We start from the raw sequence: 23,085 nt of genomic DNA on the forward strand, positions 1-23,085 counted from the left end.
ATGAGCAAATGGAACTCGGAGACGCTGCGCGTTGTGATTCCCGACGGCGCGACGCTCGGCCCCGCGCAGTATCACGACGGCAAGATGATCCTGCAGGTGACCGGTCCCGAAGACCTGATCCGCCTGATCGTGGTCGATCTTGCGACGGGCGATCCTCTCGGCAGCGTCGCCCTCATTCCGGAAAGCAAGGCATGAGTACGAATTCCAACGCCTGGAAGGTCAATTTCGCCAGCGACAATGTCGGCGGTGCGGCGCCCGAGATCCTTGCGGCGCTTGGCGAGGCCGCGTCCGGCTTTGCCATGCCCTACGGCAATGACGACCTGACGGAGAAGTTCCGCCGGATGGCGGCGGAGACCTTCGAAACCGAGCTCGCGGCCTATCCGGTCGCGACCGGCACGGCGGCCAATTCCATTGCCCTCTCCACGCTCTCGCCGCCCTACGGCGTGATCTATTGCCACGAGGGCGCGCATATCGAGGAGGACGAGTGCGCGGCGCCGGAATTCTATATCGGCGGCGGCAAGCTGACCGTGCTCGGCGGGGCCGACGGCAAGTTTACCGCCGAGGCGCTCGCAACGAAGCTCGGCGATCCGAGCGCGGCCTCAGGCGTGCACCACGCCCAACCGGCGGCGGTCAGCATCACCCAGCTCACGGAGAAGGGCACGGCCTACTCGCTCGACGAGATCAGGGCCATCGCGGACGTCGCCCACGCCCACGGGCTGAAGCTGCACATGGACGGCGCCCGCTTCGCCAACGCGGTGAACGCGCTCGGTTGCTCGCCGGCGGAAGCGACCTGGAAATCCGGGGTCGATGTGCTTTCCTTCGGCGCGACCAAGAACGGCGCCTTCGCGGCCGAGGCGGTGATCTTCTTCGATCCCGCGCTGGCGGGGGATGTCGAGTTCCGGCGCAAGCGCGGCGGGCATCTCTTCTCCAAGATGCGGTTCCTCTCGGCCCAGCTCTGCGCCTATCTCGAGAACGGCAACTGGCTGCGCTACGCGGCGAACGCCAACCGCGCGGCGAAGGTTCTGGCCGACGGCCTTTCCGGACTGCCGGGCGTCGAACTGCTGCATCCCGTGGACGGCAACGAGATTTTCGCCCGCATTTCCGCCTCCGTGCATCAGGCGCTGCGTGCTGCAGGCTGCCAGTACTACGCCTTCGGCGAGGCGCCGGACGGCTCGGTCGGCATCCGCCTCGTCACCGCCTTCAATACGGGTGATGCGGAGACCGGACATTTCCTCGACGCGGCCAGGGCCGGCGCGAAGGGAGCGGCGGCATGAGCAAGGCCCAGGCAAGGCCGGGCCGCTACCCGGCGAACGACTACCAGACAGGCGCGAAGCTGCCGCTCGACGGCGTCCGGGTGCTCGACCTTTCCCGCCTCGTCGCGGGCAATATGGTCACCCACGTGCTTGCCGATTACGGCGCCGAAGTGATCAAGCTGGAGCGTCCGGGCTTCGGCGACGATCTGCGCAACTGGCGCACCGAGGGCGTCGCTACCCACTGGAAGGTGTTCTGCCGCAACAAGAAGAGCGTCACCCTCGATCTCCGCAAGGAGGAAGGCAAGGCGCTGTTCCTGCAGCTGGTGGAGACCGCCGACGCGGTGGTCGAGAATTTCAAGCCGGGCACGCTGGAGGAATGGGGGCTCGGGCCGGATGTCCTGCAGGCCCGCAATCCGAAACTGACGCTGGTCCGCGTCTCCGGCTGGGGCCAGACCGGGCCCTGGAAGCACAAGCCAGGCTTCGGTTCGTTGGTCGAGGCGATGAGCGGCTTCGCGGCCCTCAACGGGTTCGGCGACCGGCCGCCGGTGCTGCCGCCGCTGGCCCTCGCCGACATGATCGCCGGGCTCTACGGCGCCTTCGCCGTGATGGTCGCGCTGCGAAATGTCGAGGTCTCGGGCGGGAAGGGGCAGAGCATCGATCTCTCTCTCTTCGAGCCGATCCACGCCATTCTCGGCCCGGAGGCGGCGAACTATGCCCTCTCCGGCAAGGTGCCGCCGCGCACCGGCAGCCGTTCCAACCTTACCTCGCCGCGCAATACCTACCGCTGCAAGGATGGCAAATACGTCGCGCTCTCGGGCTCGATACAGGCGATGGCCGAGCGGCTCTTCCGGACCATAGGCCGGCCTGACCTGATCGACGATCCGCGCTTCAAGACGAACTCGGACCGGGTGAAGAACAACGACATCCTCGATCCGATCGTCGCCGAGTATATGGCCGAACGGACCCAGGCGGAGTGTCTGGAGATCTTCGAGAAGGCCGGCGTCACGGTCGGTCCGGTCGCCGACGTCGCGCAGCTCGCGGACGACGACTACATGGAGGGCCGCGGCGTGGTCGAGGCCTTCCCGGACCCGGATATCGGCACCCTGCCGATGCATGCGGTGATCCCGCGGCTTTCCGACACGCCGGGCGCGGTGCGCAGCCCGGCGCCGGAACTGGGTGAGCACAATGCGGAAATCTGGGGCGGGCTCGGCATCGACGCGGCCGAGCAGGCACGTCTCGTGAAAGAGGGAGTGATCTGATGGCCGGTAACCTCCCACTCTGGCGTTCGCTGCTCTATGTACCGGTGACCAATGAGCGATTCGTCGAGAAGGCGGCCGCGCGCGGCGCCGACGCGATCAAGCTCGATCTCGAGGACAGCATCCCACCGGCCGAGAAACCGGCTGCCCGGAAGGCGCTGCGCGACGCGGCGCAGGTAATCTCCAATGCCGGCACCGAAGTGCTGGTGCGGATCAACCGCCCCTGGCGCCTCGCCGTGCAGGATCTGGAGGCCGCTGTCTGGCCGGAGGTCTCCGGTCTCTGCCTGCCGAAACTGGAAAGCGCCGATCATTTGGCCTTCCTCGACGAGACCGTGGAAGAGCTGGAGCGCGAGCGAGGCCTTGAGCCCGGCTCCATTTGCTTCATGGGTCTGATCGAGACCCCGCGCGGCCTCAACAACGTGCGGGAGATCGCCAAGGCGAGCCCGCGTCTGAAGGGCCTTTCGCTCGGCCAGGAGGATTATTCCGCCGCCCTCGGCATGCCGAGCCTCGGGCCGGGAGACCTCACCGAGGACATGCGCCTTGTCCAGCGCGCCGCCCGCGAGGCCGGCATCCTGCCGCTCGGTTTCGCCGGCTCGATCGCCGAGATCACCGACATGGAGGCGTTCCGCGCCAGCGCCGAACGCGCCCGCGCCCTCGGCATGGAGGGCGCCTCCTGCGTCCATCCGGCCCAGGTTCCGATCCTGAACGCGGTCTTCTCCCCGACGGAGGAAGAAGTCGAGACGGCGGAGGCGATGGTCGCGGCCTACGACGCGGCGATGGCCGACGGTCTCGGCGCGGTCAGCTTCCGCGGCAAGATGATCGACGTGCCCGTCGTGGAGCGGGCGCGAAGGGCTCTGGTGCTGCGGGATCGGATCGCGGGGCGGTAACAAGAGTCCGTCATCCCGGACTTGATCCGGGACCTTTCGATAAGAGATCTCGCCATTTTCTGCGGAAGGTCCCGGCTCTTCGGCCGGGATGACGATGGTGGGGAGGCCTGGCTCGCTAGAAGAGCTCCCCGAACCGGTCGCGCCAATCCGGATTATGCCGTTCGATCAATTCGAATTTCCACTGCCGCCGCCAGCGCTTCACCTGATGCTCGCGCCTTATGGCGCTTTCCATAGTCTCATGGGGCTCGAAATAGACCAGGTTATTGACGTTGTAGCATTTGGTGAAGCCGGCAATTGCTCCGCTCTTGTGCTGCGCTATGCGCGTTCTGAGATCGGAAGTAACTCCGGTGTAGAGAACGCCCTGACGCTTGCTGGCGAGGATGTAGACAAACGGCTGCATAACCTCCTGATGGGCGGCGCAGGCAGTTTTTCTTTCCCAAAATAAAAAACAGTCGTCATCCCGGCCAACGCGCCGGGACCTTGTGCGGAAAAGGGCGTAGCACGTCGTCGAAAGGTCCCGGATCAAGTCCGGGATGACGAACTTCCTTGGATGGATGAAGAAGGCGCTTTACCGCCCCAGTAACTGCCCGATCAGGTCGTAGACCATGTAGGAGATTTCGCTCTCGAGCGGCAGAGACAGCATCCCCATGGCGCCGTACCCGAGCAGCCAGGGCATCAGGTAGAAGCGGATCATGAAGAAGAACCAGGCGACATAGAGCGGGTGCAGCCAGGGCAGCAGGAAGCCCGGCGTCACCGGCGCGAAGAGGCGGAGCAGCGGGTTCGTCACGCGGACGAAGAAGCGCATGAAGAAGAAGTTCGAATCCTCCGGCAGGAAGATCGACATCGCGAAGCGGCCAAAGAGGGTCCACATCACCGTGCCGAGCAGGTAGTCGATCACCAGGACCCAGAGGGGAAAGGCGCTTGCATCCATCGGGGCGTATCCTCCCGCCGCTTATTCTTTTGATTGGGCATAAAAAATCCGGGACGAAGCTTGGCCCGTCCCGGATTTCTCTTCAAGCCTGTCCGGGACGGATATGACGCCGTCCCGGGTGTGAGAGGTTTGTCCTAGTGAGTCGCGTCGAGGACCGTGCCGCCGCGCGGCGTGCGGACCGCGTCGACCATCCGCTGGGTTTCCTCGTCCGGCTCTTCGGTCATCAGGCTGACCACGATCATCAGCACCAGGCTGACCGGCATGCCGATCACGCCGAAGCGCAGGTGGTCGATGCCGAACCAGGGCGTGCCGCCGGCGAAATAGACGTAATAGAGATACGCCGATCCCGCGACGAACCCGCCGACCATGCCGGCAATCGCGCCCTCACGGTTGGCCCGCTTCCACCAGATGCCGAGCACCAGCGGGAAGAACAGGCCGGAGCAGGCGAAGTCGAACGCCCAGGCCACCGCACCGAGGATCGATGTCAGTTTCAGGCTGGCGACGAACGCGCCCGCCGCACCAACACCGAGGAGTAGGATCCGGGCCACGACGAGCCGGGTCTTGGTCTCCGCCTTCGGGTCGATGATCTTGTAGTACAGATCGTGGCTGAGGGCGTTGGCGATGGCGAGCAGCAGCCCGTCCGCCGTCGACATGGCCGCAGCCATACCGCCTGCCGCCACCAGGCCCGAGATCACATAGGGCAGACCGGCGATTTCAGGCGTGGCCAGCACGACGATGTCGGCCCGCATGAAGAGCTCGTTGATCTGCAGGATCCCGTCCCCGTTGGAGTCGGACACCTTCAGGAAGTCGACAGCCGCCCATTTCTGGATCCATTGGAGCGCGTTCACATCGGCGATGGACTTGCCGATGATTCCGGTCGCCAGATTCGGATCGAGCAGCGAGAGCTTGGTGAAGGTCGCCAGTGCGGGCGCCGTGAAGTAGAGCAGGAAGATGAAGAGGATCGACCAGCCCACCGAGATCCGCGCGGAGCGCACGGACGGCGTCGTGAAGTAGCGCATGAGGACGTGAGGCAGCGAGGCCGTGCCGCACATCATGCAGAGCACCAGCGTGGCGAATTTCCATTTCGCCATCAGGGTATCGCCCGGCGCGTTGATCGGATTGACCAGAGCCGCCAGACCGCCGAAGGTTTCGGTCGGCTTCAGCGCGCCGACCTGATGCAGGGCTTCGAGTTCCTGCACGCGATGGACGGCATCACCGTAGGCGAGCTGCGGGATCAGGCCGAAGCCGCTCTTGTTCGACATCCAGACGACCGGGACGATGTAGGCGATGATGAGGACGATGTACTGGGCCACCTGGGTCCAGGTCACCGCCCGCATGCCGCCGAGCATCGAGCAGACGAGAATGCCGGCAAGGCCGAACCAGACACCGACCTCGAACGGGATCTGCAGCGCCCGGGCCGCGACCGTACCGGTGGCATTGATCTGCGCCGTCACGTAGGTGAAGGACGCGACCACCAGGACGATCACCGCGCAGAGACGGGCGAAGTTGCCGCCGTAACGCGTGCCGATGAAGTCCGGCACCGTGTAGCAGCCGAACTTGCGGAGATACGGCGCCATCAGCGAGGCGACGAGCACGTAGCCGCCGGTCCAGCCGACCAGGAAGGCCATGTAGCCGTAGCCGCCGAAATAGATGCCGCCCGCCATGGCAACGAAGGAGGCGCCGGACATCCAGTCCGCCGCGGTCGCCATGCCGTTGTAGAGCGCCGGGACCTGCCGGCCGGCGACATAGTACTGGTCCGTCGCCATGGTGCGCGAGAGCACGCCGATCAGGGCGTAGATCGCGATGGTGAAGCCGACGAACAGGTAACCGATCGTGTCGGGACTGACACCGGCCTGTTCGAGAATGGCCATCAGGATAATGAAGAGGAGGAATCCGCCTGTATAGAGGCCGTAGATCTTCCCCAGATTCTGGATGAAATCACCCTTCATGTCGGATCTCCTCTACTCGTCCTCGTTTTCGTCTTCAGCGACGCCGAATTCCTCGTCGATCTTGTTCTGGGCGCGTGCGAACCAGAAGATGATGACGACGAAGGCAAACAGGGAGCCCTGTCCGGCCATGTAGAAGCCGAGCGGGAATCCGAGGAAGGTGATCGAGTTGAGCTGCGGCGCGAACCAGTGCACGCCGAAGGCGAAGATGAACCAGATGATCAGTGTGATTATTGTGAGGTTCTTGGTGCGCTGCCAATGAGCCTCATGAGTGGAGTCGGCTTCCGCCATCTTGGTACCCCCCTTTCATGTCACCGTCATTCACTGACGGTTTTTTGTGTATCGCGTGTACCACGCAATATTCTTAGTCTATGACGGTTTAGTCGAATCAGCTACAGCTTTGTGAAGGTCTTGAATTTACTGTAGTTCGTGTGAAACTCGGAAAGTTGTTATGTTTCATGGCGTTTTGAGGGAGTTTTGGCGGAAGGCGAGACTGTTTATGCCGTTCTCGACCCGCTGGAATGAGAAGCCGCTCGACGATGTCGAATCGGCATGTGGGTTTGTGAGTACACGGGCCGCTTTTGTCGCCCAGACCACGCTCTACGGCTATGTCCGGACCCGCGCGGGGACGCGCTATACACAGCTTTTCGACGACGATCTTTTCGCCCAATCCCTGAATATCGCGAAGTGGCAACTGTTCCTCGCCTGCGCGGCCGATCTCGCGGCATATGTCGCGGCGAGGTGCCGCGAGCGGCTTGACAAGGACAGCGAACAGGAACTTGCGCTCTTGTTTCTCGGGTCGGCACTCGCGGAGTATGAGGAACCCGCCCGGACGGTTCCGGACTGGGCGGAGGCGGTCCAGCGGGCGGAGTCGCGATTGCGGCTGGTCAGGCCGGATCCGGAAGATCCGGTTGCGGCGTTCAGGGGCAGTGAGGATGCGCTGATCCATTGGGCGCCGATCGCCGACGAACTGAAGATCCATGACGAGGGGATCGTGCGGAACTCCATCCGCTTCAAGTGGAAGGATATCCGGACCCAGCTGGAGTCCTCGCTGAAAGCCGACGCGGTCGCGGAGGATTTCGTCGCCGTTCGGCCGGCCGCCGAGTAGAGCTGTGGCACCCGCGCGGAACAGGGACGACTCGCCGCTCCGCCGCGCGATCGTCATGCGCTACCGGACCCGCCGTACCCATGCGGTGCTGCTCTCGGCGATCCCGGCGATCCTCGCCGTCGCGCTTGCCGTCTTCGCCGTCCGTCATGTCCTGCTCGCCGATGAGCCTGACTGGTCGCTGCTTGTCTTGCCGGTCATCGGTACCGCGGCGGCGGGCCTGCTCACCTACGCGGTCTATGGCATCATCGCGGCGCATATCGGCGATCTCGACAGGATGAAGGAGGATCTCGACCTCGCGGCCAGTACGGGCCGGTTGCCGGCAAGATGGCGGCAATTCACCGGCGGGCCGGGGGAGATCGCGGGGTTGTCGCAGACGATCGAACGGGCGTTTATCCGCCGCCAGCGGCACGATTCCGAAGGCGCCTGGATCGCCGGCGTCCTCGCGGGCATCCCGGCGGCGGTAATCGTCTTCACCGGCACCGGTCTCGTCGCGCTCTCGAATGCCGCCGCCCGGAGGCGCCTTGGCGAATTCGGCACCGCGCCGGGACACAGCATCTTCTCCATCGTTGACCATGGATTGCTGGGGGCAGCGCTCCGGCGCGCGCGTGAAAGCAGGCGCCCGGTCGAATTCGCTCTGACCGATACCGAGGGCAAGACCGTCGAAGCGCAGGTCGCGGGGCTGGCGGAAGGCGGAGTGGTGTCTTTCCTGGCCCCCGTCGAGGAGGTCCTGCCCGAACAGACGGCGATGGATCTCAGCCTTGGCAGCGCCGCGCCGGAGCCGGCTCCGTTCCTCGGTTCGACCCCGCTCGGTGACGTGCCGATCGTCAGCCTCGATCTTGAGACGACGGGGCTGGAAGCCGCGCGCGACCGGATCGTCTCCATCGGAGCGGTCCGGGTTCAGGACGGTCATGTCTTCACCGGCGCCTGCCTCGATCTTCTGGTCAAACCCGGGATTCCCATCCCGGAACGGTCTTTCCGCGTGCACGGGATCGGCGACGAACTGGTCGCCGGCGCGCCGCCGCTGCCGGAACTCTGGGAACAGCTGGCCCGGTTCTGCGAAGGCTGCGTCATCGTCGGCCATCAGATCGGGTTCGATCTGGCAGTGCTCGCCGCGGAGGCAAAGCGTCACAAGCTGCCGCCGATCAGCGCGCCGGCCCTGGATACGATGGCGCTGTTCAAGCAACTCGCTCCGGACGGGGGGATCGGGCTCGACAGCGCCGCGGCAGCCATGGGGCTGAGCATCTTCGGCCGTCACACCGCGCTGGGCGACGCGATCGTTACCGCGGAACTGTTCAATGCGATGGTGCCGGAGCTGCGCGAGCGCGGCATCTCCGATTACGGCTCCGCCCTGGATGTGGCGGCGCCGCGCCCATGGGGCCGGGAATAGGGCTGTCGGGGAGAGAGTGATGGAAGAGGGTGCCGCGTTCGACAGTTATCCCTACCGCCACAGTCTCAGCGACGTGGTGGCCTGGGAGCCGCTGGACATCGGGCCGGAGGCGAGTCTCGAGGAGGCCGCGGCGGCGATGGCGGCACGCGATGTGGGCTCGATCCTGGTGCGGGAGGCTTCCGGCGTCCATGCGGGGATTGTCACGGAGCGCGACATCGTCCGCCATATCGCGGCCGGAGGGAGTGCCGGCGCGGCGGTCGGGTCCGTCATGTCATCGCCCGTCCAGTCGCTCCCAGCCGATTCCCTCGTCTACAAGGCCATGGGGCGGATGGAGCGGCTCGGCATCCGCCATCTCGCGGTGACCGATCCCGACGGGCGGATTGTCGGCGTGATCTCGCTCCGGACCATCCTGAAGACCCGCAATACTGCCGCCTTCGCGCTTGGTGACGCGATCGAGGCAGCGCCGGATGCGGTGGCCATTGCGGCTGCCCGGGCGTGCCTGCCGGACCTGGTGCGGGCCCTGATGCAGGACGGCGGCCGGGGCACGACCGTCGCCGGCGCGATCAGCGCGGCGATGCGGGATTCGACGGAGCGGGCGGGATTGCTGGCGCTCGCCTCGATGGAACGGGACGGTTTGGGACCGCCGCCCGCGCCTTACATCCTGCTGGTGCTCGGCAGCGGCGGGCGCGGCGAAAGCCTGCTCTCCCCGGACCAGGACAATGCCGTGATCTACGACGGGACGGAGACGGACGACAGCTGGTTCGCGGAATGGGGAAAGCGGCTCACGGATATCCTCGATACCGCCGGTGTGCCCTATTGCAACGGCGGCGTGATGGCGTCGAACCCGCTCTGGCGGGGAACGCCGGCAAGCTGGCGCGAGCGGGTCGCCGGCTGGATCCGCAGCGGGCGCGGCGAGAGCATCATGAATGTCGATATCTTCTTCGATTTTGCTCCAGTGCTCGGCGACGTGGCGCTTGCGGCGTCGCTGCGCCGCGACGCGATCGGCGCGGTCGCGAAGCAGACCGTGTTCCTCGGCAATCTCGTGCAGCATATCGGAGGGTTTCGCCCTCCGCTCGCCTGGGACGCTTTCGGTCTGCTCAGCGGCTTTCAGCTCAAGGACGGTCGGGTGGATCTCAAGATCGGCGGGACCCTGCCGCTGGTCTCCGCCGCCCGCGTGCTGGCGCTGCGCCATGGAATCGAGGCCACCTCCACGACCGAACGCTTGCGGCTCCTGAAGGAAAAAGGCGTTCTGTCGCCGGGCGATGCCGCGGCAGCGGCAGAGGCGCTGGAAGCGATTATGTCCATTGTCCTGCGGCAGCAGCTGGCCGATCTCGAGGCCGGGAAGCCGCCGTCGTCGAAGATCGACCCCGCCCTCCTGGATCGCCGGGAGCGGCGCAGATTGCGCGCCCACCTTGAGGTGATCGATCTGCTGCAGCCGATGGTTCAGGGCGCGATCAGCGGCTAGTTGCCGCCGCCGCCGCACTTGTCTAAAACTGCGCCCTCTGACGTCTTTCATTCTCGACAGGAGCGGCCCCTTGGCAGCCTATCAGTACATCTATGTGATGAAGGGTCTGAGCAAGACCTATCCCGGCGGGCGCGAGGTTCTGAAGAACATCCATCTGTCCTTCCTGCCGGGCGCCAAGATCGGCGTGCTCGGGGGCAACGGCGCCGGTAAGTCGACGCTGCTCCGGATCATGGCCGGGGTCGACGAAGAGTTTCAGGGCGAGGCCTGGGCGGCCGACGGCGTGAAGGTCGGCTACCTGGCGCAGGAACCGCAGCTCAACCCGGACAAGGACGTGCACGGCAACGTCATGGAAGGCATGGGCGAGACCAAGGACCTGCTCGACCGCTTCAACGAGGTCAGCGCCCGCTTCGCCGAGGAAATGACCGACGACGAGATGAACGATCTGCTCGCCGAACAGGCCGAGCTGCAGGAGAAGATCGACGCCGCCGACGCCTGGGATCTGGACCGCAAGGTCGAGATCGCCATGGACGCGCTGCGCCTGCCCCCGGGCGATGCCGACGTCACAAAGCTTTCCGGCGGTGAGCGCCGCCGCGTCGCGCTCTGCAAGCTGCTGCTCTCGGCACCGGACATGCTGCTGCTCGACGAGCCGACCAACCACCTCGACGCCGAATCCGTGGCCTGGCTGCAGCGTTTCCTGCACGACTTCCCGGGCACCGTCGTGACCGTGACCCACGACCGCTACTTCCTCGACGAGGTGGCGGGCTGGATCCTCGAACTCGATCGCGGCCGCGGCATTCCCTATGAAGGCAACTATACCGGCTGGCTCGAGCAGAAGCAGAAGCGGTTGGAGCAGGAGGGCCGGGCCGAGGATTCGCGCCAGCGCACCCTCAAACAGGAACTGGAATGGGTCCGGCAGTCGCCGCGCGCCCGTCAGGCCAAGAGCAAGGCGCGTCTCAACGCCTACGAGGAACTGCTCGCCAAGAGCCAGGAAAAGGCCAGCGATGCCGCGCAGATCGTCATCCCGGCAGGCCCGCGCCTCGGCGGTCAGGTGATCGAGGCGGAGCACCTCTCCAAGGGCTTCGGCGACCGCCTGCTGATCGACGATCTTTCCTTCAAGCTGCCGCCGGGCGGCATTGTCGGGGTGATCGGTCCGAACGGCGCCGGTAAGACGACCCTGTTCCGCATGATTACCGGGCAGGAGCAGCCGGATCAGGGAAGCTTCACCGTCGGCGACACGGTTGTGCTCGGCTATATCGACCAGTCCCGCGACTCGCTGAATCCGAACAAGACCGTCTGGGAGGAAATCTCCGACGGGCTGGACGAGATCGATCTCGGCCGCCGCAAGATGCAGAGCCGCGCCTATTGCGGCCAGTTCAACTTCCGCGGCGCGGATCAGCAGAAGAAGGTCGGCCAGCTCTCCGGCGGTGAACGCAACCGCGTCCATCTCGCCAAGATGCTGAAGTCCGGCGCCAACCTGCTGCTGCTCGACGAACCGACGAACGATCTTGACGTCGATACGCTTCGGGCACTGGAAGAGGCACTGCTGGAATTCGCCGGCTGCGCCGTGGTCATCACCCACGATCGCTGGTTCCTCGACCGTATCGCGACCCACATCCTCGCCTTCGAGGGCGACAGCCATGTCGAGTGGTTCGAAGGCAACTTCCAGGCCTACGAGGAAGACAAGAAGGCCCGTCTTGGAGCGGACGCGCTCGAGCCGCACCGGATCAAGTACAAGCCGATCGCCCGCGCCTGAGCGGAGCGCGGTCCCGAAACATGAAACGCCGGCCTTTTGGCCGGCGTTTTTGTTTGGGCAATGCGGATGTTGCCGGGGGTAGGGATCAGGCGCGTTTGCGCAGGTTCTCCAGGATCTCTTCCATCTTGACCAGCAGTGAGTCGATCTTCCCGCCATTGCTGTCGATGACGGCGGAATACTCGTTGCGCTGGGTGATGCCCATGCTGATGCCTTCGATCACGACATCGACGATCTTGAAATTGCCGTTGTCCTCGATCAGGCGCCAGTCGACGAGCACACTGCTCTCCGGGTTGGCGGGATCGACGATCTTGCTCTTCACCATGGTGAAGCGGTCGGCCTCTGTGTTCCCGGTGACCTCGAAGGTCTGCCCAGAATACTCGTCGAACTGATTCGTGTAGGTGAAGACGACGCTCTCTTCGAACAGCTTCAGATAGGTTTCCCGCTGATCGGGACTGGCGCGGCGCCAGTGCTTGCCGAGCACAAACTGCCCGATCCAGGCCATATCGAAATTCGCCTGCAGCAGTTTGCGGAATTCTTCGCGCCGGGCGTCACCGACCAGATCCTTGTTCGTAACCATGCTGAGGGCGGTCTCTCCCAGCTTGGCGACGAACTTCTCCGCATTCTCGCCCTTGCTGTCGGCGAGGGCGGGATACGTCGCAAGCGAGACGCAGACCAAAAGGCCGAAGATGGCGCGCTGCAGAACGGTCATCGAGATGCCTCAGGCTAGTTCGTGTTCGCCGGAAGCTCGCCGGTCACGGAACGCGGGCGATCGGACGGTTCGAACTTCTCGAATTCCTGGCTGCCATCGGCGGCCTGCACGCCTTTTGGCGGCTGCCCGTTGCTGATCTCCGCATCGCGGCGCTGCAGGTAGATCGACCGAACACGCGCATAGTAATCGACAGACGAGGCTCTCAGATCGTTGATCGAGTCGTAGTTGCGGGCCCGGAAATCGACCGCTTCGCCCGTGCCGCGCGCGATGGTGATCGCGTTGCGGGCCCCGGGGCCGGAGACGATGTAGGTAAGGGGATCGAAGAACCTGTCGACGACCCTGCCAACCAGATCGCGACCGTTAGACGGGCCGAGGATCGGAATGACGAGGTAGGGACCTCCCGCGACACCATGCACGCCAAGTGTCTGGCCGAAGTCTTCGTCGCGATAACCCCAGCCGAGCCCGTTGCCCCAGTCGATCAGGCCGGCGGTCACGCCGTTGACGAAGAACTGGCGTGTCGCGTTGCCGGCGTTGTCCGTATCGCCCTGCAACAGGCTGTTCGCAATCACGACCGGTGAGCGCAGCCAGAGAAGGAAATTCCGGACCATGTCCTGGATCGGATCCGGCACGGCGGTCTTGTAAACGAATGCGGTCGGCCGCAGGACCATCGTGTCTACGGCGTCGTTCATCGCGAAAAACACACGGTTGACCGGCTCGATGGGGTCGTAAATCTGCGGACCCTCAGCCGCGTCCTGCGGAGCGGAGGCGCAACCCGCGAGCAAAAACAGCACGAGAAAAACGCCGGCTGCCCGATGCATCCGAGACAAAAATGTCATTTTCCCAACCCGTTACCTGTGCATCCCAGCGGACGCCCGCCCCTGCTTCCGAAGTTCGCAACCCTATTCACAGACATGGGGTTGCCAACCTCGGTGTCTTCAGCCGCGAGGATTAGCTGGTACCATAGAGGTTTAAGCAAGGCCAGAGCCCCGCAATTTATCCACGATTTGTTAGCGCACTGATGTTGCAAAAATATCGCGCTCCGGCGTGCCATGGTCCACCTGTCTATCTGATGCGGCGCGCCAGCGCGAAAGCGCGGCGGTTCCATTCGATCGTGCCGACGGCCTTGTAGAGGCGCCCGGCCTGGATCGTGAAGGCGGCGGCGGTGGCATTGTCGATATTGATCGAGAGCAGGCCGATCATGAGCAAAGCGTCGGCCTCGCTGATATGGTCGGCCGCCTGACGGAACAGGCCCCGTGCCTCGGCATAGGCCTGCTGCGCCTGCGACAGGCGCCCTAGTTGCGATTCGAGATCCCCGATGGCGCGGAGCGCCGCTCCCTCGAGGGCCATCTCGTTCAGGCCCCGATACATCGTGCGCGCCTGAGCGAAGGTTACCCGGGCCCGGTCCGGCATCTCCATCAGCAGGTCGATCTGGCCCATGTCCATCAGGGTTTGCGCCGCATCCCGGGTGCCGCCGGCATTCCGGTAGTGGTTCTGGGCTTCCTTCATCACCTCGCGGGCGCCGCGATTGTTTCCCTTCTGCATTTCGACGCGCCCCTTGCCCTTGAGGGCGTCGGCGAGAATCGGAAGCTTGTCGCCGCCTTTGGAGAGCTGGATGGCGCGCTCGAAATTGACCCGCGCGTCTTCCAGGCGCCCGGCCATGCGCTCCATTTCGCCGAGCCCGATCACGAAGCGCGCTTCCAGGCTGTCATCCTTCGACTCGGCGAGCAGGGTCCGCGCGACGGTACCCTGGGAGCGGGCGAAATCGAACCGGATCGGGGCCCGCCTCAGGTCGCCGCGGCCGGCCATCAGCGTGCTGTTGCCGACTCGTCTGGCGGCGTCGCGAAACCGGTCGGCGGCTTCGAGGGCGGTCGCCTGGGCGTTCGGAGCCCTTTCCAGGCGGCGCAGGATGTCCGTCATGGCGAGCCGGGTCATCGCCTCGCCGATGAAGTCGCCGGTGCGGCGGTAGAGCGTCAGGGCGCGTTCGAGGCGGTTCTGTGCTTCCGCCGTCTTTCGCGTCTGCCGGTCGATTTCCGCCCGGCAATAGAGCGCGTGCGCTTCTCCGCTGCGGTCGCCGACCTGGCTGAACAGGAAATGCGCGTGCTCGAAAGCGCCGGCCGCTTCGTCCGACTTGGTGAGCTGCATCGCCGCTTCGGCGAGCCCGAGGGTCGCGTTCGCTTCGCCGAAGCGGAAATTCTCGTCGGCGAACAGACGTCCGGCCTCGGCAAAGGCTTCCCTGGCGCCGTCGAAACTCTTCCGCTCGACCAGAAGATAGCCCTGCTGAAGCAAGGCGTTTGCCATGCTGGAGCGGAGTTTGGAGGTGTTTGCCGCGTTATAGGCGGATTCGTAGTTTCGCGCCGCGTCGTCCGGGTGACCGCGCGCACGCTCGAGCTTGCCGAGGCTCAAGAGGCAATCGACGATGCCCTCATTGTCCTTGGCTTCCTTGAACAGGTCGCGCGCTTCCTGAAAGTTGTCCTTGGCCTCCGAGAACAGTCCGTGCAGGCGGAACCCTTCTCCCTGGGCCCACAGCCGCCCGGCCATCGCTCCGGGGCCAGTGCTGAGCGTTCCGCCCGAGCGCATCGCTTGGACGCCGCCGCCGCGCTGGATATCTCGCGAGACAACCCAGTCGGCGATCAGACCGCAGAAGCCGAACACACCGATTGTGACCGCCACCAGGTGCTGGTAGTTGGGCGCCTTGCCGAGGGTGAAGAAGTAACTTGCGGTCACAGCGATCGAAGTCAGCGCGACAATCGTCAGGCGTCTTTGCCAGATGCCGAGCCGGCCCCGGCGTTTCGCTCGTGTGATCGCAGAACGCAAAAGCGGTTTCCCTTCCGCTGCCCCAAAACGGGAGTTGGACAGATGGCACGTAATCTAATTCAGATTCTATGCCATTCCGTTAACAACGGGCGCTCAGCCTGTTCACAAATGCGTCTTTCCCGCCTGAGTTGCGAGTATTCTTCCGGAAAAATACCGGTAAATCGGCTTCTGCAGCGCCGGAAGAATGTAAATGGGAAACTGGACGACGGCGAAAAAAAGAAACGCCTCCGGCCCGAGCGCCGGTCCGGCCGCGGCCATGAACAGCGCCATGTTGCGATTCCCCGAACAGAGGGCGACGGAAAGTTGATTCTGTCTCCCGGTCCAGAAGAAAAGCAGCCCGCCTGCGACTTGCAGCGCGATGCTCGCGGCGAAGGCGGCAGCTGTGTAAAGCAGGACCGTCCCGGGGTCCCTTTCCAGCCAGTCCCGTACCCCATCCATCACGGAGACGGCGAAGATCAGCATCAGAAGCACCGCAACTCCGTCGATGATGGCCGATTTCTCGCGCAGGAAGGTGGGGCCGAGCTTGCGCCGCAGTACCGTCGCGGCGATGGCGCAGCCGGCGATCATCAGGGCAAGCCTCAAGGTCAGGGCGCCGGCGCCGAGATCGACCTCGATTCCGATCAGCCAGAACAACAGGCCCGGAAGGATGAAGGGGAAGGCAAAGGTACAGATGACCATCAGGAACAGCGCGGCGGCCGCATCGAGCCCGATGATCAGCGCGATGACCGGAACCGTGACCAGCGGCGGGCTGCCGCTCCAGATCAGAAGCGGAACCGCGAGATCCGAAGGGACTTCGAGCCAGGTGAGCACGAGATAGAATAGGCAGGGCGTCGCCACCAGCAGCCACGCGATGGCCACCAGGTGGGTTCCGAAGCGCCGGCTGGTCTGACCGAGCGAGGACGCGTCGGTCCGGGTCATCGCCAGTGTCAGCATGACGATCACTGTGGGCGCGAGCAGCGGTTTCGCGACCGCAGCCAGTTCCGGCAGAGCGAGCCCGATGAAGACTCCGAGGGCCATGACAAGCGCTGCGCGCCGTCCGAGATATTGCAGCAGCCTCACCTGGATCCGCTCCTTTTGCGTCATGGCAGGACGGCAGAATTGCCGGTATGGTCGGCTTTATGGAACCGGCTGATTCGAATAAGTGTTTCGCCTCCGGCGAACTGACCGTCCCCACCGAGTGGACCGACTATAACGGGCATATGAACGTGGGCTACTACGTCGTTGCCTTCGATAAGGCGACCGACGTCGTTCTGGACCATCTGGGCATCGGGGAATCCTACAGGCGGGCCGAAGAGGCGTCCGTTTTCGTTCTGGAGGCGCATGTCACCTATGACCGCGAGGTGCATCCGGGTGACCGCTTGCGCTTCACGACGCAGTTTCTCGATCACGATTCGAAACGCGTGCACCTGTTCCACCGGATGTATCATGCCGGGGAAGGCTATCTCGCCGCGACCAATGAACTGATGATCATGCACATGGACCTCACGACGCGCCGTCCGGCGCCGTTTCTGGCTTCCGCGCTGTCGCGGATTGCCGAACTGCACGATCTCCATAAAACGCTGCCGCGACCGGATGCCGCCGGACACGCGATCGGCATCCGGCGACGGTGAAGAAATGTCCGACGGCTTTCCGGTGAAGTGGATTTCCAAGGGACGTGAACGGGCGCTCCATGCGCTTCGGAACGAGCAGGTGCTGCTGTCCGGACTGGCCGTCGTCATCGGCGTGGCGGCGGCCTTTTCCGCCGTCCTGTTCCGGGAACTGATCGGCCTTATCCAGACGGGCTTTTTGGGTTTCGAGCACGAGCGGGTGGCGTCGGGAGTTGCCGGTCTCGCCTGGTGGCACGTGCTGCTTGCGCCGGCCGCCGGCGGGCTGCTGATCGGATTGTTCCTGCGGTACCTCATGCCCGGCGGCCGGCCCCAGGGCGTGGCCGATGTGATCGAGGCGAACGCGCTGCGGGCTGGGCGCGTCTCCGGCCGGGTCGGTCTCGGGGCGGCCTTCGTCAGCGCGGCCTCCATCGGCGCAGGCGCCTCTGTCGGGCGGGAAGGGCCCGCGGTGCATCTCGGGGCCACGATCGCAAGCTGGATCGGGCGCCGCTTCCGGCTCAACCGCTCGCAGTCCCGCACCCTGCTCGGCTGCGGCGTCGCGGCGGCGGTCGCGGCATCGTTCAACGCGCCGGTGGCCGGGGTCTTCTTCGCCCTGGAGGTTGTCATCGGGCATTACGCGCTGACCGCCTTCGCCCCGATTGTCATCGCCTCGGTGGCCGGCACGGTGGTGTCGCGGACCTATTTCGGCGACGTGCCCGCTTTTGTCGTGCCCCCGCACGAGATCGCGTCCTTCTTCGAGTTCGGAGCCTTTGCCCTGCTCGGCATCACCTCCGCCGTCGCCGCGGTTACCTTCATGCGGGTGTTCCGGTTCTCGCAGAAAGTGGCCGACTCCACCCGGCTGCCGCTGTGGATCCGGCCGGCCGTGGGCGGGCTTGTCATCGGTGGCATTGCAGTCTTCTACCCAGAAATTCTGGGTGTCGGCTACGAGGCCATGGATAACGCGCTGAACGAGAACTATGCGCTGCTCATGCTGGTCACTCTGGCCCTGCTCAAGATCGTCGCGACCGGTATCTCCTTCGGTTTCGGTTTCGGCGGCGGCGTCTTCAGTCCGAGCCTGTTCATCGGCGCCATGGTCGGGGGCGCCTTCGGAATTATTGCGTCGATCCCGAACCCGGATCTCTCTTCCGGGCACGGCGCCTACACCCTGGTCGGGATGGGAGCTGTTTCGGGGGCGGTCCTCGGGGCGCCGATCTCGACCATGCTCATCATCGTGGAGCTGACGGGCGATTACCGGCTGACGATCGCCGTCATGGTGGCCGTGGTGATCGCGTCGCTGCTGACCCGGACCCTGCACGGACCGTCGCTGTTCCACGATCAGCTCGCGGCGCGCGGCATCACCGTGCGCGGCAGTCACGACGTCGCCGTGCTGAGCGGTATCACCGTGAGAGACCTGATGCGGGACGACCAGGCCTCGATCCGCAACGATGCGTCACTCGAGGAGGTCAGGAAGGCCCTGCTCAGCGCGGCCGGAGGCGTGATCTACGTGACCGACGAAAAAGGCCGGCTGCAAGGCAGCGCAACCTTGGCCAATCTCGGAAAACATGCGTTCGGAACCGGTACGGAGGCGGAATTCAAGCTCGACGATGTCCTTGACCGGTCGCGTCCGATTCTCGCCGCGGGAGACGAATTGGGGTCGGTTTTGGACCGGTTCGGTTCGGGAGGCGACGGGCAGCTTCCGGTCGTCCGCGAGCCTGCATGGCCGGTTCTTGTCGGACGGCTCGACGAGGCCGATGTCATGCGCGCGTACAATCAGGCACTGGAACGCCTGCGCGACGAGGAACATGGGGAAAGCCGGGGGCGTTGAGCGGGACTTGTTCGCCAAAAGACGACGGGGTGCTTCCATTCACCCGTTGGGGACAAGTGATGGATTGGCACCCCGTCTACCGTTTGTCGCGACCATTTGGGACCGGCTCTTGAAAGGTGCGACAACGGATCCGAAACCGTACTAACGCTTGACCCGATCCATCTGTGATATAGCTAGCGCAAGACGCGCCTTCGGCAATGGGACCGGGTATTCGTTCTTGGTGGTTTTTTCAAAATGTCTGAGGACCACCTCGATTTAAATGAACTGTAAGCCCTAATTTACTAAAACTTTGTTAAAGGGCGAGGCATTTGGCAAGCTCTTTCGGATCGTGCGCTGGATTGAATGACTGATCTGTTTTTTGAAAGTGAACCTGAACAGCCGCTTTCGGGCGGTGCCGAGACCGAGCCCTACTTCGACGGGCTGAACACGCCACAGGCAGAGGCGGTACGGTCTCTGGACGGTCCGGTTCTGGTGCTGGCCGGCGCCGGAACGGGCAAGACCCGCGTGCTGACGACGCGGCTCGCTCATCTGATTTCGACCGGCACGGCGCGGCCCTGGAACGTGCTTGCTGTCACTTTCACGAACAAGGCGGCGCGGGAGATGCGCGAGCGCGTGGCTGCCGTCATCGGCCCGATGGCGGAGCAGGTCTGGCTCGGCACCTTTCATGCCCTCGGCGCCAAGATCCTGCGGCGTCATGCGGAGCTCGTCGGGCTGCGGCCCGACTTCACCATCCTCGATGCGGACGATCAGCAACGGCTGCTGAAACAGATCCTGCAGGCGTCGAACATCGACGACAAGAAATGGCCGGCGCGCGCCATGATGGGGGTGATCCAGCGCTGGAAGGATCGCGGACTGACACCCGACAAGATCGGGCGCGATGAGGCCGGCGATCTTGCCGGTGGGCGGCTTGTCGAGATCTACCGGCAATACCAGGAGAGGCTTAAGATCCTGAACGCGGTGGATTTCGGTGATCTGCTGTTGCTGGTCGTCGACATCTTCCAGAGCCATCCCGATGTGCTCTCGCGATACCACGATCAGTTCACCCACATTCTTGTCGATGAATATCAGGACACGAACGTCGTCCAGTATCTCTGGCTTCGGCTGCTGGCGCAGAGGAACCGGAATATCTGCTGCGTCGGTGACGACGATCAGTCGATCTATGGCTGGCGCGGTGCCGAGGTCGGCAACATCCTGAAATTCGAGAAGGATTTTCCCGGCGCCCGGATCGTCAGGCTGGAGCAGAATTACCGCTCCACCTCCCGCATCCTCGCGGCGGCTTCCGGTCTGATCGCCCACAATGAGGGGCGGCTCGGCAAGACGCTCTGGACCGAGGGTTCGGACGGCGAGAAGCTGGAGGTCCGCGGGCTCTGGGACGGCGAGTCCGAGGCCCGCTATGTCGGCGAGGAAATCGAGGCGCTGCAGCGCAAGGGCGCGAAACTCTCCGAGATTGCGGTGCTGGTGCGCGCCGGATTCCAGACCCGTGAGTTTGAGGAACGCTTCCTCACCATCGGTCTGCCCTACCGGGTTGTCGGCGGCGCACGGTTCTACGAGCGGATGGAGATCCGCGATGCTCTCGCCTATCTCCGGGTGATCAATCAGCGTGACGACGATCTCGCCTTCGAGCGGATCGTCAACAAGCCGAAGCGGGGGATCGGCGACAGCACCATGCAGGCGGTGCATCACCTCGCCCGGAACGAAGGTACGTCGCTCTACCGCGCGGCCGCGCGCATCGTCGAGACCGACGAGTTGAAACCGGCGGCGAAGCGCAAGCTCGCCGAGGTGATCGAGAATTTCGAGCGCTGGCGCTCTCTCGTCGAGGTCGAGGACCACAGCGACCTCGCCCGTATCGTGCTGGACGAGTCCGGCTATACCGAGATGTGGCAGAAGGACAAGTCGCCGGAGGCGCCCGGACGGTTGGAGAACCTCAAGGAACTCTGCGGTGCGATGGAGGAGTTCGAGAACCTCGCCGGCTTCCTCGAACATATCAGCCTGGTCATGGAAAACGCGGAAAGCGCTGATCAGGAGCAGGTCAGCATCATGACCCTGCATGCCGCCAAGGGCCTCGAATTCAACGACGTCTTCCTGCCCGGCTGGGAGGACGGCATGTTTCCGAACCAGCGGGCGCTGGACGAGAACGGCGCCGCCGGGCTCGAAGAGGAACGGCGGCTGGCCTATGTCGGGCTGACGCGGGCGCGCAAGCGCGTACATATCAGCTTCGCCGCGAACCGCCGCGTGCATGGCATGTGGCAGAGCTCTGTTCCGTCGCGCTTTGTCGAGGAATTGCCGGACGAGCATGTCGAGATTTCCAGCGAGACCGGGTTCCAGGGCTCGCGCTATGGCGGATATGGCGCCGCGTCCGGCGCTGCGGATCTCTGGGGAGACGGGGGTTTCGGCTATGGCTCGGCCCAGTCGGGACGCGGTCCCGGCTATGGCCGGCGAAGGGGCGAGAGCCGTGCCGGGCCGCCTCTTCTGGAAGGCAAGGGCTATGTCGTCGACCGGTCCTCGCCGTCGGGCTTCTCGGTCGGGGAACGGGTCTTCCACCAGAAATTCGGCATGGGCACCGTTTCCTCCATCGATGGGGACAAGCTGCAGATTGCCTTCGACAAGGCAGGCAGCAAGAAAGTCGTCGCGAGCTTTGTGAGCAAACCATGAAACCAATCTGGCAGGTCTCGCTGGAGACCTCCGCGGAGGCGGCGCTGCCGCTTTCCGACGTCCTCGAGCCGTTCGTCGAGGCGATTTCCGTATTCGAGGAAGAGGATCGCGGGATCTGGGTCCTCAAGGGCGTGACGACCGAGGAGCCGGACCGGGGCGCGATCGTTGCCGCGCTTTCGGTCGCGGCCGCGGTCGAGGGGTGTGCCTTGCCCGAGGTGGAGGTCGCCCTGTTGCCGGAGACCGACTGGATCCGGCTCAACCGGGAATCCTTCCCCGCGATGCAGTTCGGACGCTTCCTGGTGCATGGCTCGCATCTCCGTGGGAAGACGCCGAAGGCGGTTCTCGCGATCGAAGTGGATGCGGCGCAGGCCTTCGGCTCCGGCTCGCACGGAACGACCGAAGGCTGTCTGCGCGCGATCGGCATGCTGGCGCATCGGATACGGCCGCGGAACGTGCTCGATATGGGCTGCGGATCGGGAATTCTCAGCATGGCGGCGGCGAAGATCTGGCCCGACGCCCGCGTGCGCGCCGTGGATATCGATCCGGTGTCGGTGACGACGACGCGCGAGAATGCCGTCGCGAACGGTGTCGCCGCGCGGGTGCGTGCCGACGCCGGAAACGGCTATGACGTTCTGGCGCGGGAGCCGGCGGGCTCCTACGATCTCATTCTTTCCAACATCCTTGCCCGTCCGTTGTGCCGGATGGCGCCGGACCTGGCGCATCAGCTCAAGCCGGGCGGCATGGCGGTGCTGTCGGGATTGCTCTTCCATCAGACTGCCGCGGTCGTTGCGGCGCACCGGAGCCAGGGGCTCCGCTTGGTGCGCAAATGGCGCTACGGCGACTGGATGACGCTGCTGCTGGAAAAGAAAACCGGCACGGTCTGAGGACCGCGCCGGCAGGGACGCATCTACTTAGGGGAAAATCGGCGGTTCCGGATGGGAGGAAGGTCCGGAACCGCCGGTATTCGAGCTTGGAAAGCCTCCTTTGGGGAGGGGGATATCAGGCGGCTTCCCGGTGCTCGTCGGTATTCGCGGCTTCGACGGTAACGACCGCCGGAGCTTCGGCGACGGCGGCCATCGGAGCGATGATCGTCTTCGCGGCGACCGGCTCGGTCGTGGACGCGGCCAGCTTGCGGGCGACATGGGCGATATCGCTGCGATAGAGGCCGATATCCGCCAGCATGCGGTCGTCGAGGTCGTTCAGTTCCGCCATCGTACGGGAGACCCGGAGGCGGTTGATCAGGTTCGAGAACATGGTTTTCACTCCGTTCACAAGAAGGGTGCCGATGTAGCGGTTCCATTCCTCGCGGATGTGCATCTCGGCGGAATAGAGGCTGTGATTGCGGATCACTGTGTTGTCCGGATCGCTGACCCGGGCAACAAAGGGGCCCGCTTCAATCACGCGCAGGTTATCGGCGCGGCTCAGTTTGTAGTAGTTCATGATCTTCGCCTCGTAAGGCTCTGTTGTTCGATGACTGGAATATAGATCCTCGCTTGACATGCGAGGAGCGATGTGT

At 64.4% G+C, this 23,085-nt stretch carries 21 protein-coding genes; 12 read left to right on the plus strand and 9 right to left on the minus strand.

From position 1 onward, the window contains the following. From JJ959_RS15790 to JJ959_RS15805, 4 genes are read left to right on the plus strand one after another with little or no spacing between them, the layout of a single operon-like run. The gene (locus tag JJ959_RS15790) at window positions 1–195 is read left to right on the plus strand and encodes a hypothetical protein (protein WP_292885516.1); all 195 of its coding nucleotides are present in this window, start codon (window positions 1–3) and stop codon (window positions 193–195) included. Continuing rightward, a complete protein-coding gene (locus tag JJ959_RS15795) occupies window positions 192–1,274 on the plus strand; it encodes a low specificity L-threonine aldolase (RefSeq protein ID WP_292885519.1) in 1,083 nt (360 codons plus the stop codon). Before JJ959_RS15790 ends, JJ959_RS15795 begins: the two co-directional genes overlap by 4 nt. After that, a complete protein-coding gene (locus tag JJ959_RS15800; RefSeq protein WP_292885522.1) occupies window positions 1,271–2,512 on the plus strand; it encodes a CoA transferase in 1,242 nt (413 codons plus the stop codon). The genes JJ959_RS15795 and JJ959_RS15800 overlap by 4 nt, the downstream gene beginning before the upstream one ends. Beyond that, window positions 2,512–3,396 carry a CoA ester lyase gene (locus JJ959_RS15805; protein WP_292885525.1) on the plus strand — a complete coding sequence of 295 codons (885 nt, stop codon included), beginning with the start codon at window positions 2,512–2,514 and terminating at the stop codon, window positions 3,394–3,396. The genes JJ959_RS15800 and JJ959_RS15805 overlap by 1 nt, the downstream gene beginning before the upstream one ends. Window positions 3,397–3,511: 115 nt before the next feature. Here the strand turns inward: JJ959_RS15805 and JJ959_RS15810 are convergent, their stop codons facing one another. The 4 genes from JJ959_RS15810 to JJ959_RS15825 form a co-directional block, all read right to left on the minus strand. Beyond that, entirely contained in the window at window positions 3,512–3,796 is a 285-nt protein-coding gene (locus JJ959_RS15810) for a GIY-YIG nuclease family protein (protein ID WP_292885528.1), read from the minus strand. A 168-nt stretch (window positions 3,797–3,964) separates the two neighbouring features. Continuing rightward, window positions 3,965–4,327, minus strand: coding sequence for a hypothetical protein (locus JJ959_RS15815; protein WP_292885531.1), 363 nt, complete (start codon window positions 4,325–4,327; stop codon window positions 3,965–3,967). A 134-nt stretch (window positions 4,328–4,461) separates the two neighbouring features. Beyond that, a complete protein-coding gene (locus JJ959_RS15820; RefSeq protein ID WP_292885534.1) occupies window positions 4,462–6,276 on the minus strand; it encodes a sodium:solute symporter family protein in 1,815 nt (604 codons plus the stop codon). A 12-nt stretch (window positions 6,277–6,288) separates the two neighbouring features. Beyond that, window positions 6,289–6,564, minus strand: coding sequence for a DUF4212 domain-containing protein (locus tag JJ959_RS15825; RefSeq protein WP_292885536.1), 276 nt, complete (start codon window positions 6,562–6,564; stop codon window positions 6,289–6,291). 208 nt (window positions 6,565–6,772) lie between these two features. Here JJ959_RS15825 and JJ959_RS15830 point away from each other — a divergent pair, with 208 nt between their 5' ends. The 4 genes from JJ959_RS15830 to ettA all read left to right on the plus strand — a co-directional run bounded on the left by JJ959_RS15830 (window position 6,773) and on the right by ettA (window position 11,986). Further along, window positions 6,773–7,381 (plus strand): hypothetical protein, encoded by a 609-nt coding sequence (locus JJ959_RS15830; RefSeq protein WP_292885539.1) that lies wholly within the window; start codon window positions 6,773–6,775, stop codon window positions 7,379–7,381. A 4-nt stretch (window positions 7,382–7,385) separates the two neighbouring features. Beyond that, a complete protein-coding gene (locus tag JJ959_RS15835) occupies window positions 7,386–8,768 on the plus strand; it encodes a 3'-5' exonuclease (RefSeq protein ID WP_292885542.1) in 1,383 nt (460 codons plus the stop codon). Between the two features lie 19 nt (window positions 8,769–8,787). Next, on the plus strand, window positions 8,788–10,233 hold the full coding sequence (locus JJ959_RS15840; protein WP_292885545.1) for a DUF294 nucleotidyltransferase-like domain-containing protein: 1,446 nt from the start codon (window positions 8,788–8,790) through the stop codon (window positions 10,231–10,233). Window positions 10,234–10,303: 70 nt separating this feature from the next. Further along, complete coding sequence (ettA, locus tag JJ959_RS15845) at window positions 10,304–11,986, plus strand: energy-dependent translational throttle protein EttA (protein WP_292885548.1); 1,683 nt, start codon at window positions 10,304–10,306, stop codon at window positions 11,984–11,986. A gap of 85 nt (window positions 11,987–12,071) precedes the next feature. Here the strand turns inward: ettA and JJ959_RS15850 are convergent, their stop codons facing one another. The 4 genes from JJ959_RS15850 to JJ959_RS15865 form a co-directional block, all read right to left on the minus strand. Continuing rightward, window positions 12,072–12,695 (minus strand): phospholipid-binding protein MlaC, encoded by a 624-nt coding sequence (locus JJ959_RS15850; RefSeq protein WP_292885551.1) that lies wholly within the window; start codon window positions 12,693–12,695, stop codon window positions 12,072–12,074. A gap of 14 nt (window positions 12,696–12,709) precedes the next feature. Further along, entirely contained in the window at window positions 12,710–13,486 is a 777-nt protein-coding gene (locus JJ959_RS15855; protein WP_292885554.1) for a VacJ family lipoprotein, read from the minus strand. 271 nt (window positions 13,487–13,757) lie between these two features. Further along, the gene (locus JJ959_RS15860) at window positions 13,758–15,509 is read right to left on the minus strand and encodes a hypothetical protein (protein WP_292885557.1); all 1,752 of its coding nucleotides are present in this window, start codon (window positions 15,507–15,509) and stop codon (window positions 13,758–13,760) included. Window positions 15,510–15,611: 102 nt separating this feature from the next. After that, window positions 15,612–16,568, minus strand: a complete 957-nt coding sequence (locus JJ959_RS15865) for a hypothetical protein (protein WP_292885560.1) — start codon at window positions 16,566–16,568, stop codon at window positions 15,612–15,614. Window positions 16,569–16,627: 59 nt separating this feature from the next. On the opposite strand from JJ959_RS15865, the gene JJ959_RS15870 reads away from it, so the two are divergent. From JJ959_RS15870 to JJ959_RS15885, 4 genes are all read left to right on the plus strand, one after another. Continuing rightward, on the plus strand, window positions 16,628–17,119 hold the full coding sequence (locus JJ959_RS15870; protein ID WP_292885563.1) for a thioesterase family protein: 492 nt from the start codon (window positions 16,628–16,630) through the stop codon (window positions 17,117–17,119). A gap of 4 nt (window positions 17,120–17,123) precedes the next feature. Then, on the plus strand, window positions 17,124–18,917 hold the full coding sequence (locus tag JJ959_RS15875; RefSeq protein WP_292885566.1) for a chloride channel protein: 1,794 nt from the start codon (window positions 17,124–17,126) through the stop codon (window positions 18,915–18,917). 342 nt (window positions 18,918–19,259) lie between these two features. Next, window positions 19,260–21,569 (plus strand): ATP-dependent helicase, encoded by a 2,310-nt coding sequence (locus JJ959_RS15880; protein ID WP_292885569.1) that lies wholly within the window; start codon window positions 19,260–19,262, stop codon window positions 21,567–21,569. Next, window positions 21,566–22,453 carry a 50S ribosomal protein L11 methyltransferase gene (locus tag JJ959_RS15885; protein ID WP_292885572.1) on the plus strand — a complete coding sequence of 296 codons (888 nt, stop codon included), beginning with the start codon at window positions 21,566–21,568 and terminating at the stop codon, window positions 22,451–22,453. The genes JJ959_RS15880 and JJ959_RS15885 overlap by 4 nt, the downstream gene beginning before the upstream one ends. 115 nt (window positions 22,454–22,568) lie before the next feature. Here the strand turns inward: JJ959_RS15885 and JJ959_RS15890 are convergent, their stop codons facing one another. Beyond that, entirely contained in the window at window positions 22,569–23,009 is a 441-nt protein-coding gene (locus JJ959_RS15890; protein WP_292885575.1) for a DUF1127 domain-containing protein, read from the minus strand. Between the last annotated feature and the right edge of the window lie 76 nt (window positions 23,010–23,085).

This window comes from Nisaea sp., assembly GCF_017640745.1.
Classification (GTDB): domain Bacteria; phylum Pseudomonadota; class Alphaproteobacteria; order Thalassobaculales; family Thalassobaculaceae; genus Nisaea.

Excerpts from the sequence above, each read along its gene's own strand:
- JJ959_RS15880 (WP_292885569.1), top strand. The coding sequence starts at position 19,260 with ATGACTGATCTGTTTTTTGAAAGTGAACCTGAACAGCCGCTTTCGGGC.
- JJ959_RS15890 (WP_292885575.1), bottom strand. The coding sequence starts at position 23,009 with ATGAACTACTACAAACTGAGCCGCGCCGATAACCTGCGCGTGATTGAA.
- JJ959_RS15790 (WP_292885516.1), top strand. The coding sequence starts at position 1 with ATGAGCAAATGGAACTCGGAGACGCTGCGCGTTGTGATTCCCGACGGC.
- JJ959_RS15810 (WP_292885528.1), bottom strand. The coding sequence starts at position 3,796 with ATGCAGCCGTTTGTCTACATCCTCGCCAGCAAGCGTCAGGGCGTTCTC.
- JJ959_RS15815 (WP_292885531.1), bottom strand. The coding sequence starts at position 4,327 with ATGGATGCAAGCGCCTTTCCCCTCTGGGTCCTGGTGATCGACTACCTG.
- JJ959_RS15795 (WP_292885519.1), top strand. The coding sequence starts at position 192 with ATGAGTACGAATTCCAACGCCTGGAAGGTCAATTTCGCCAGCGACAAT.
- JJ959_RS15875 (WP_292885566.1), top strand. The coding sequence starts at position 17,124 with ATGTCCGACGGCTTTCCGGTGAAGTGGATTTCCAAGGGACGTGAACGG.
- JJ959_RS15825 (WP_292885536.1), bottom strand. The coding sequence starts at position 6,564 with ATGGCGGAAGCCGACTCCACTCATGAGGCTCATTGGCAGCGCACCAAG.
- JJ959_RS15820 (WP_292885534.1), bottom strand. The coding sequence starts at position 6,276 with ATGAAGGGTGATTTCATCCAGAATCTGGGGAAGATCTACGGCCTCTAT.
- JJ959_RS15885 (WP_292885572.1), top strand. The coding sequence starts at position 21,566 with ATGAAACCAATCTGGCAGGTCTCGCTGGAGACCTCCGCGGAGGCGGCG.
- JJ959_RS15805 (WP_292885525.1), top strand. The coding sequence starts at position 2,512 with ATGGCCGGTAACCTCCCACTCTGGCGTTCGCTGCTCTATGTACCGGTG.
- JJ959_RS15800 (WP_292885522.1), top strand. The coding sequence starts at position 1,271 with ATGAGCAAGGCCCAGGCAAGGCCGGGCCGCTACCCGGCGAACGACTAC.
- JJ959_RS15830 (WP_292885539.1), top strand. The coding sequence starts at position 6,773 with ATGCCGTTCTCGACCCGCTGGAATGAGAAGCCGCTCGACGATGTCGAA.
- JJ959_RS15840 (WP_292885545.1), top strand. The coding sequence starts at position 8,788 with ATGGAAGAGGGTGCCGCGTTCGACAGTTATCCCTACCGCCACAGTCTC.
- JJ959_RS15870 (WP_292885563.1), top strand. The coding sequence starts at position 16,628 with ATGGAACCGGCTGATTCGAATAAGTGTTTCGCCTCCGGCGAACTGACC.
- JJ959_RS15850 (WP_292885551.1), bottom strand. The coding sequence starts at position 12,695 with ATGACCGTTCTGCAGCGCGCCATCTTCGGCCTTTTGGTCTGCGTCTCG.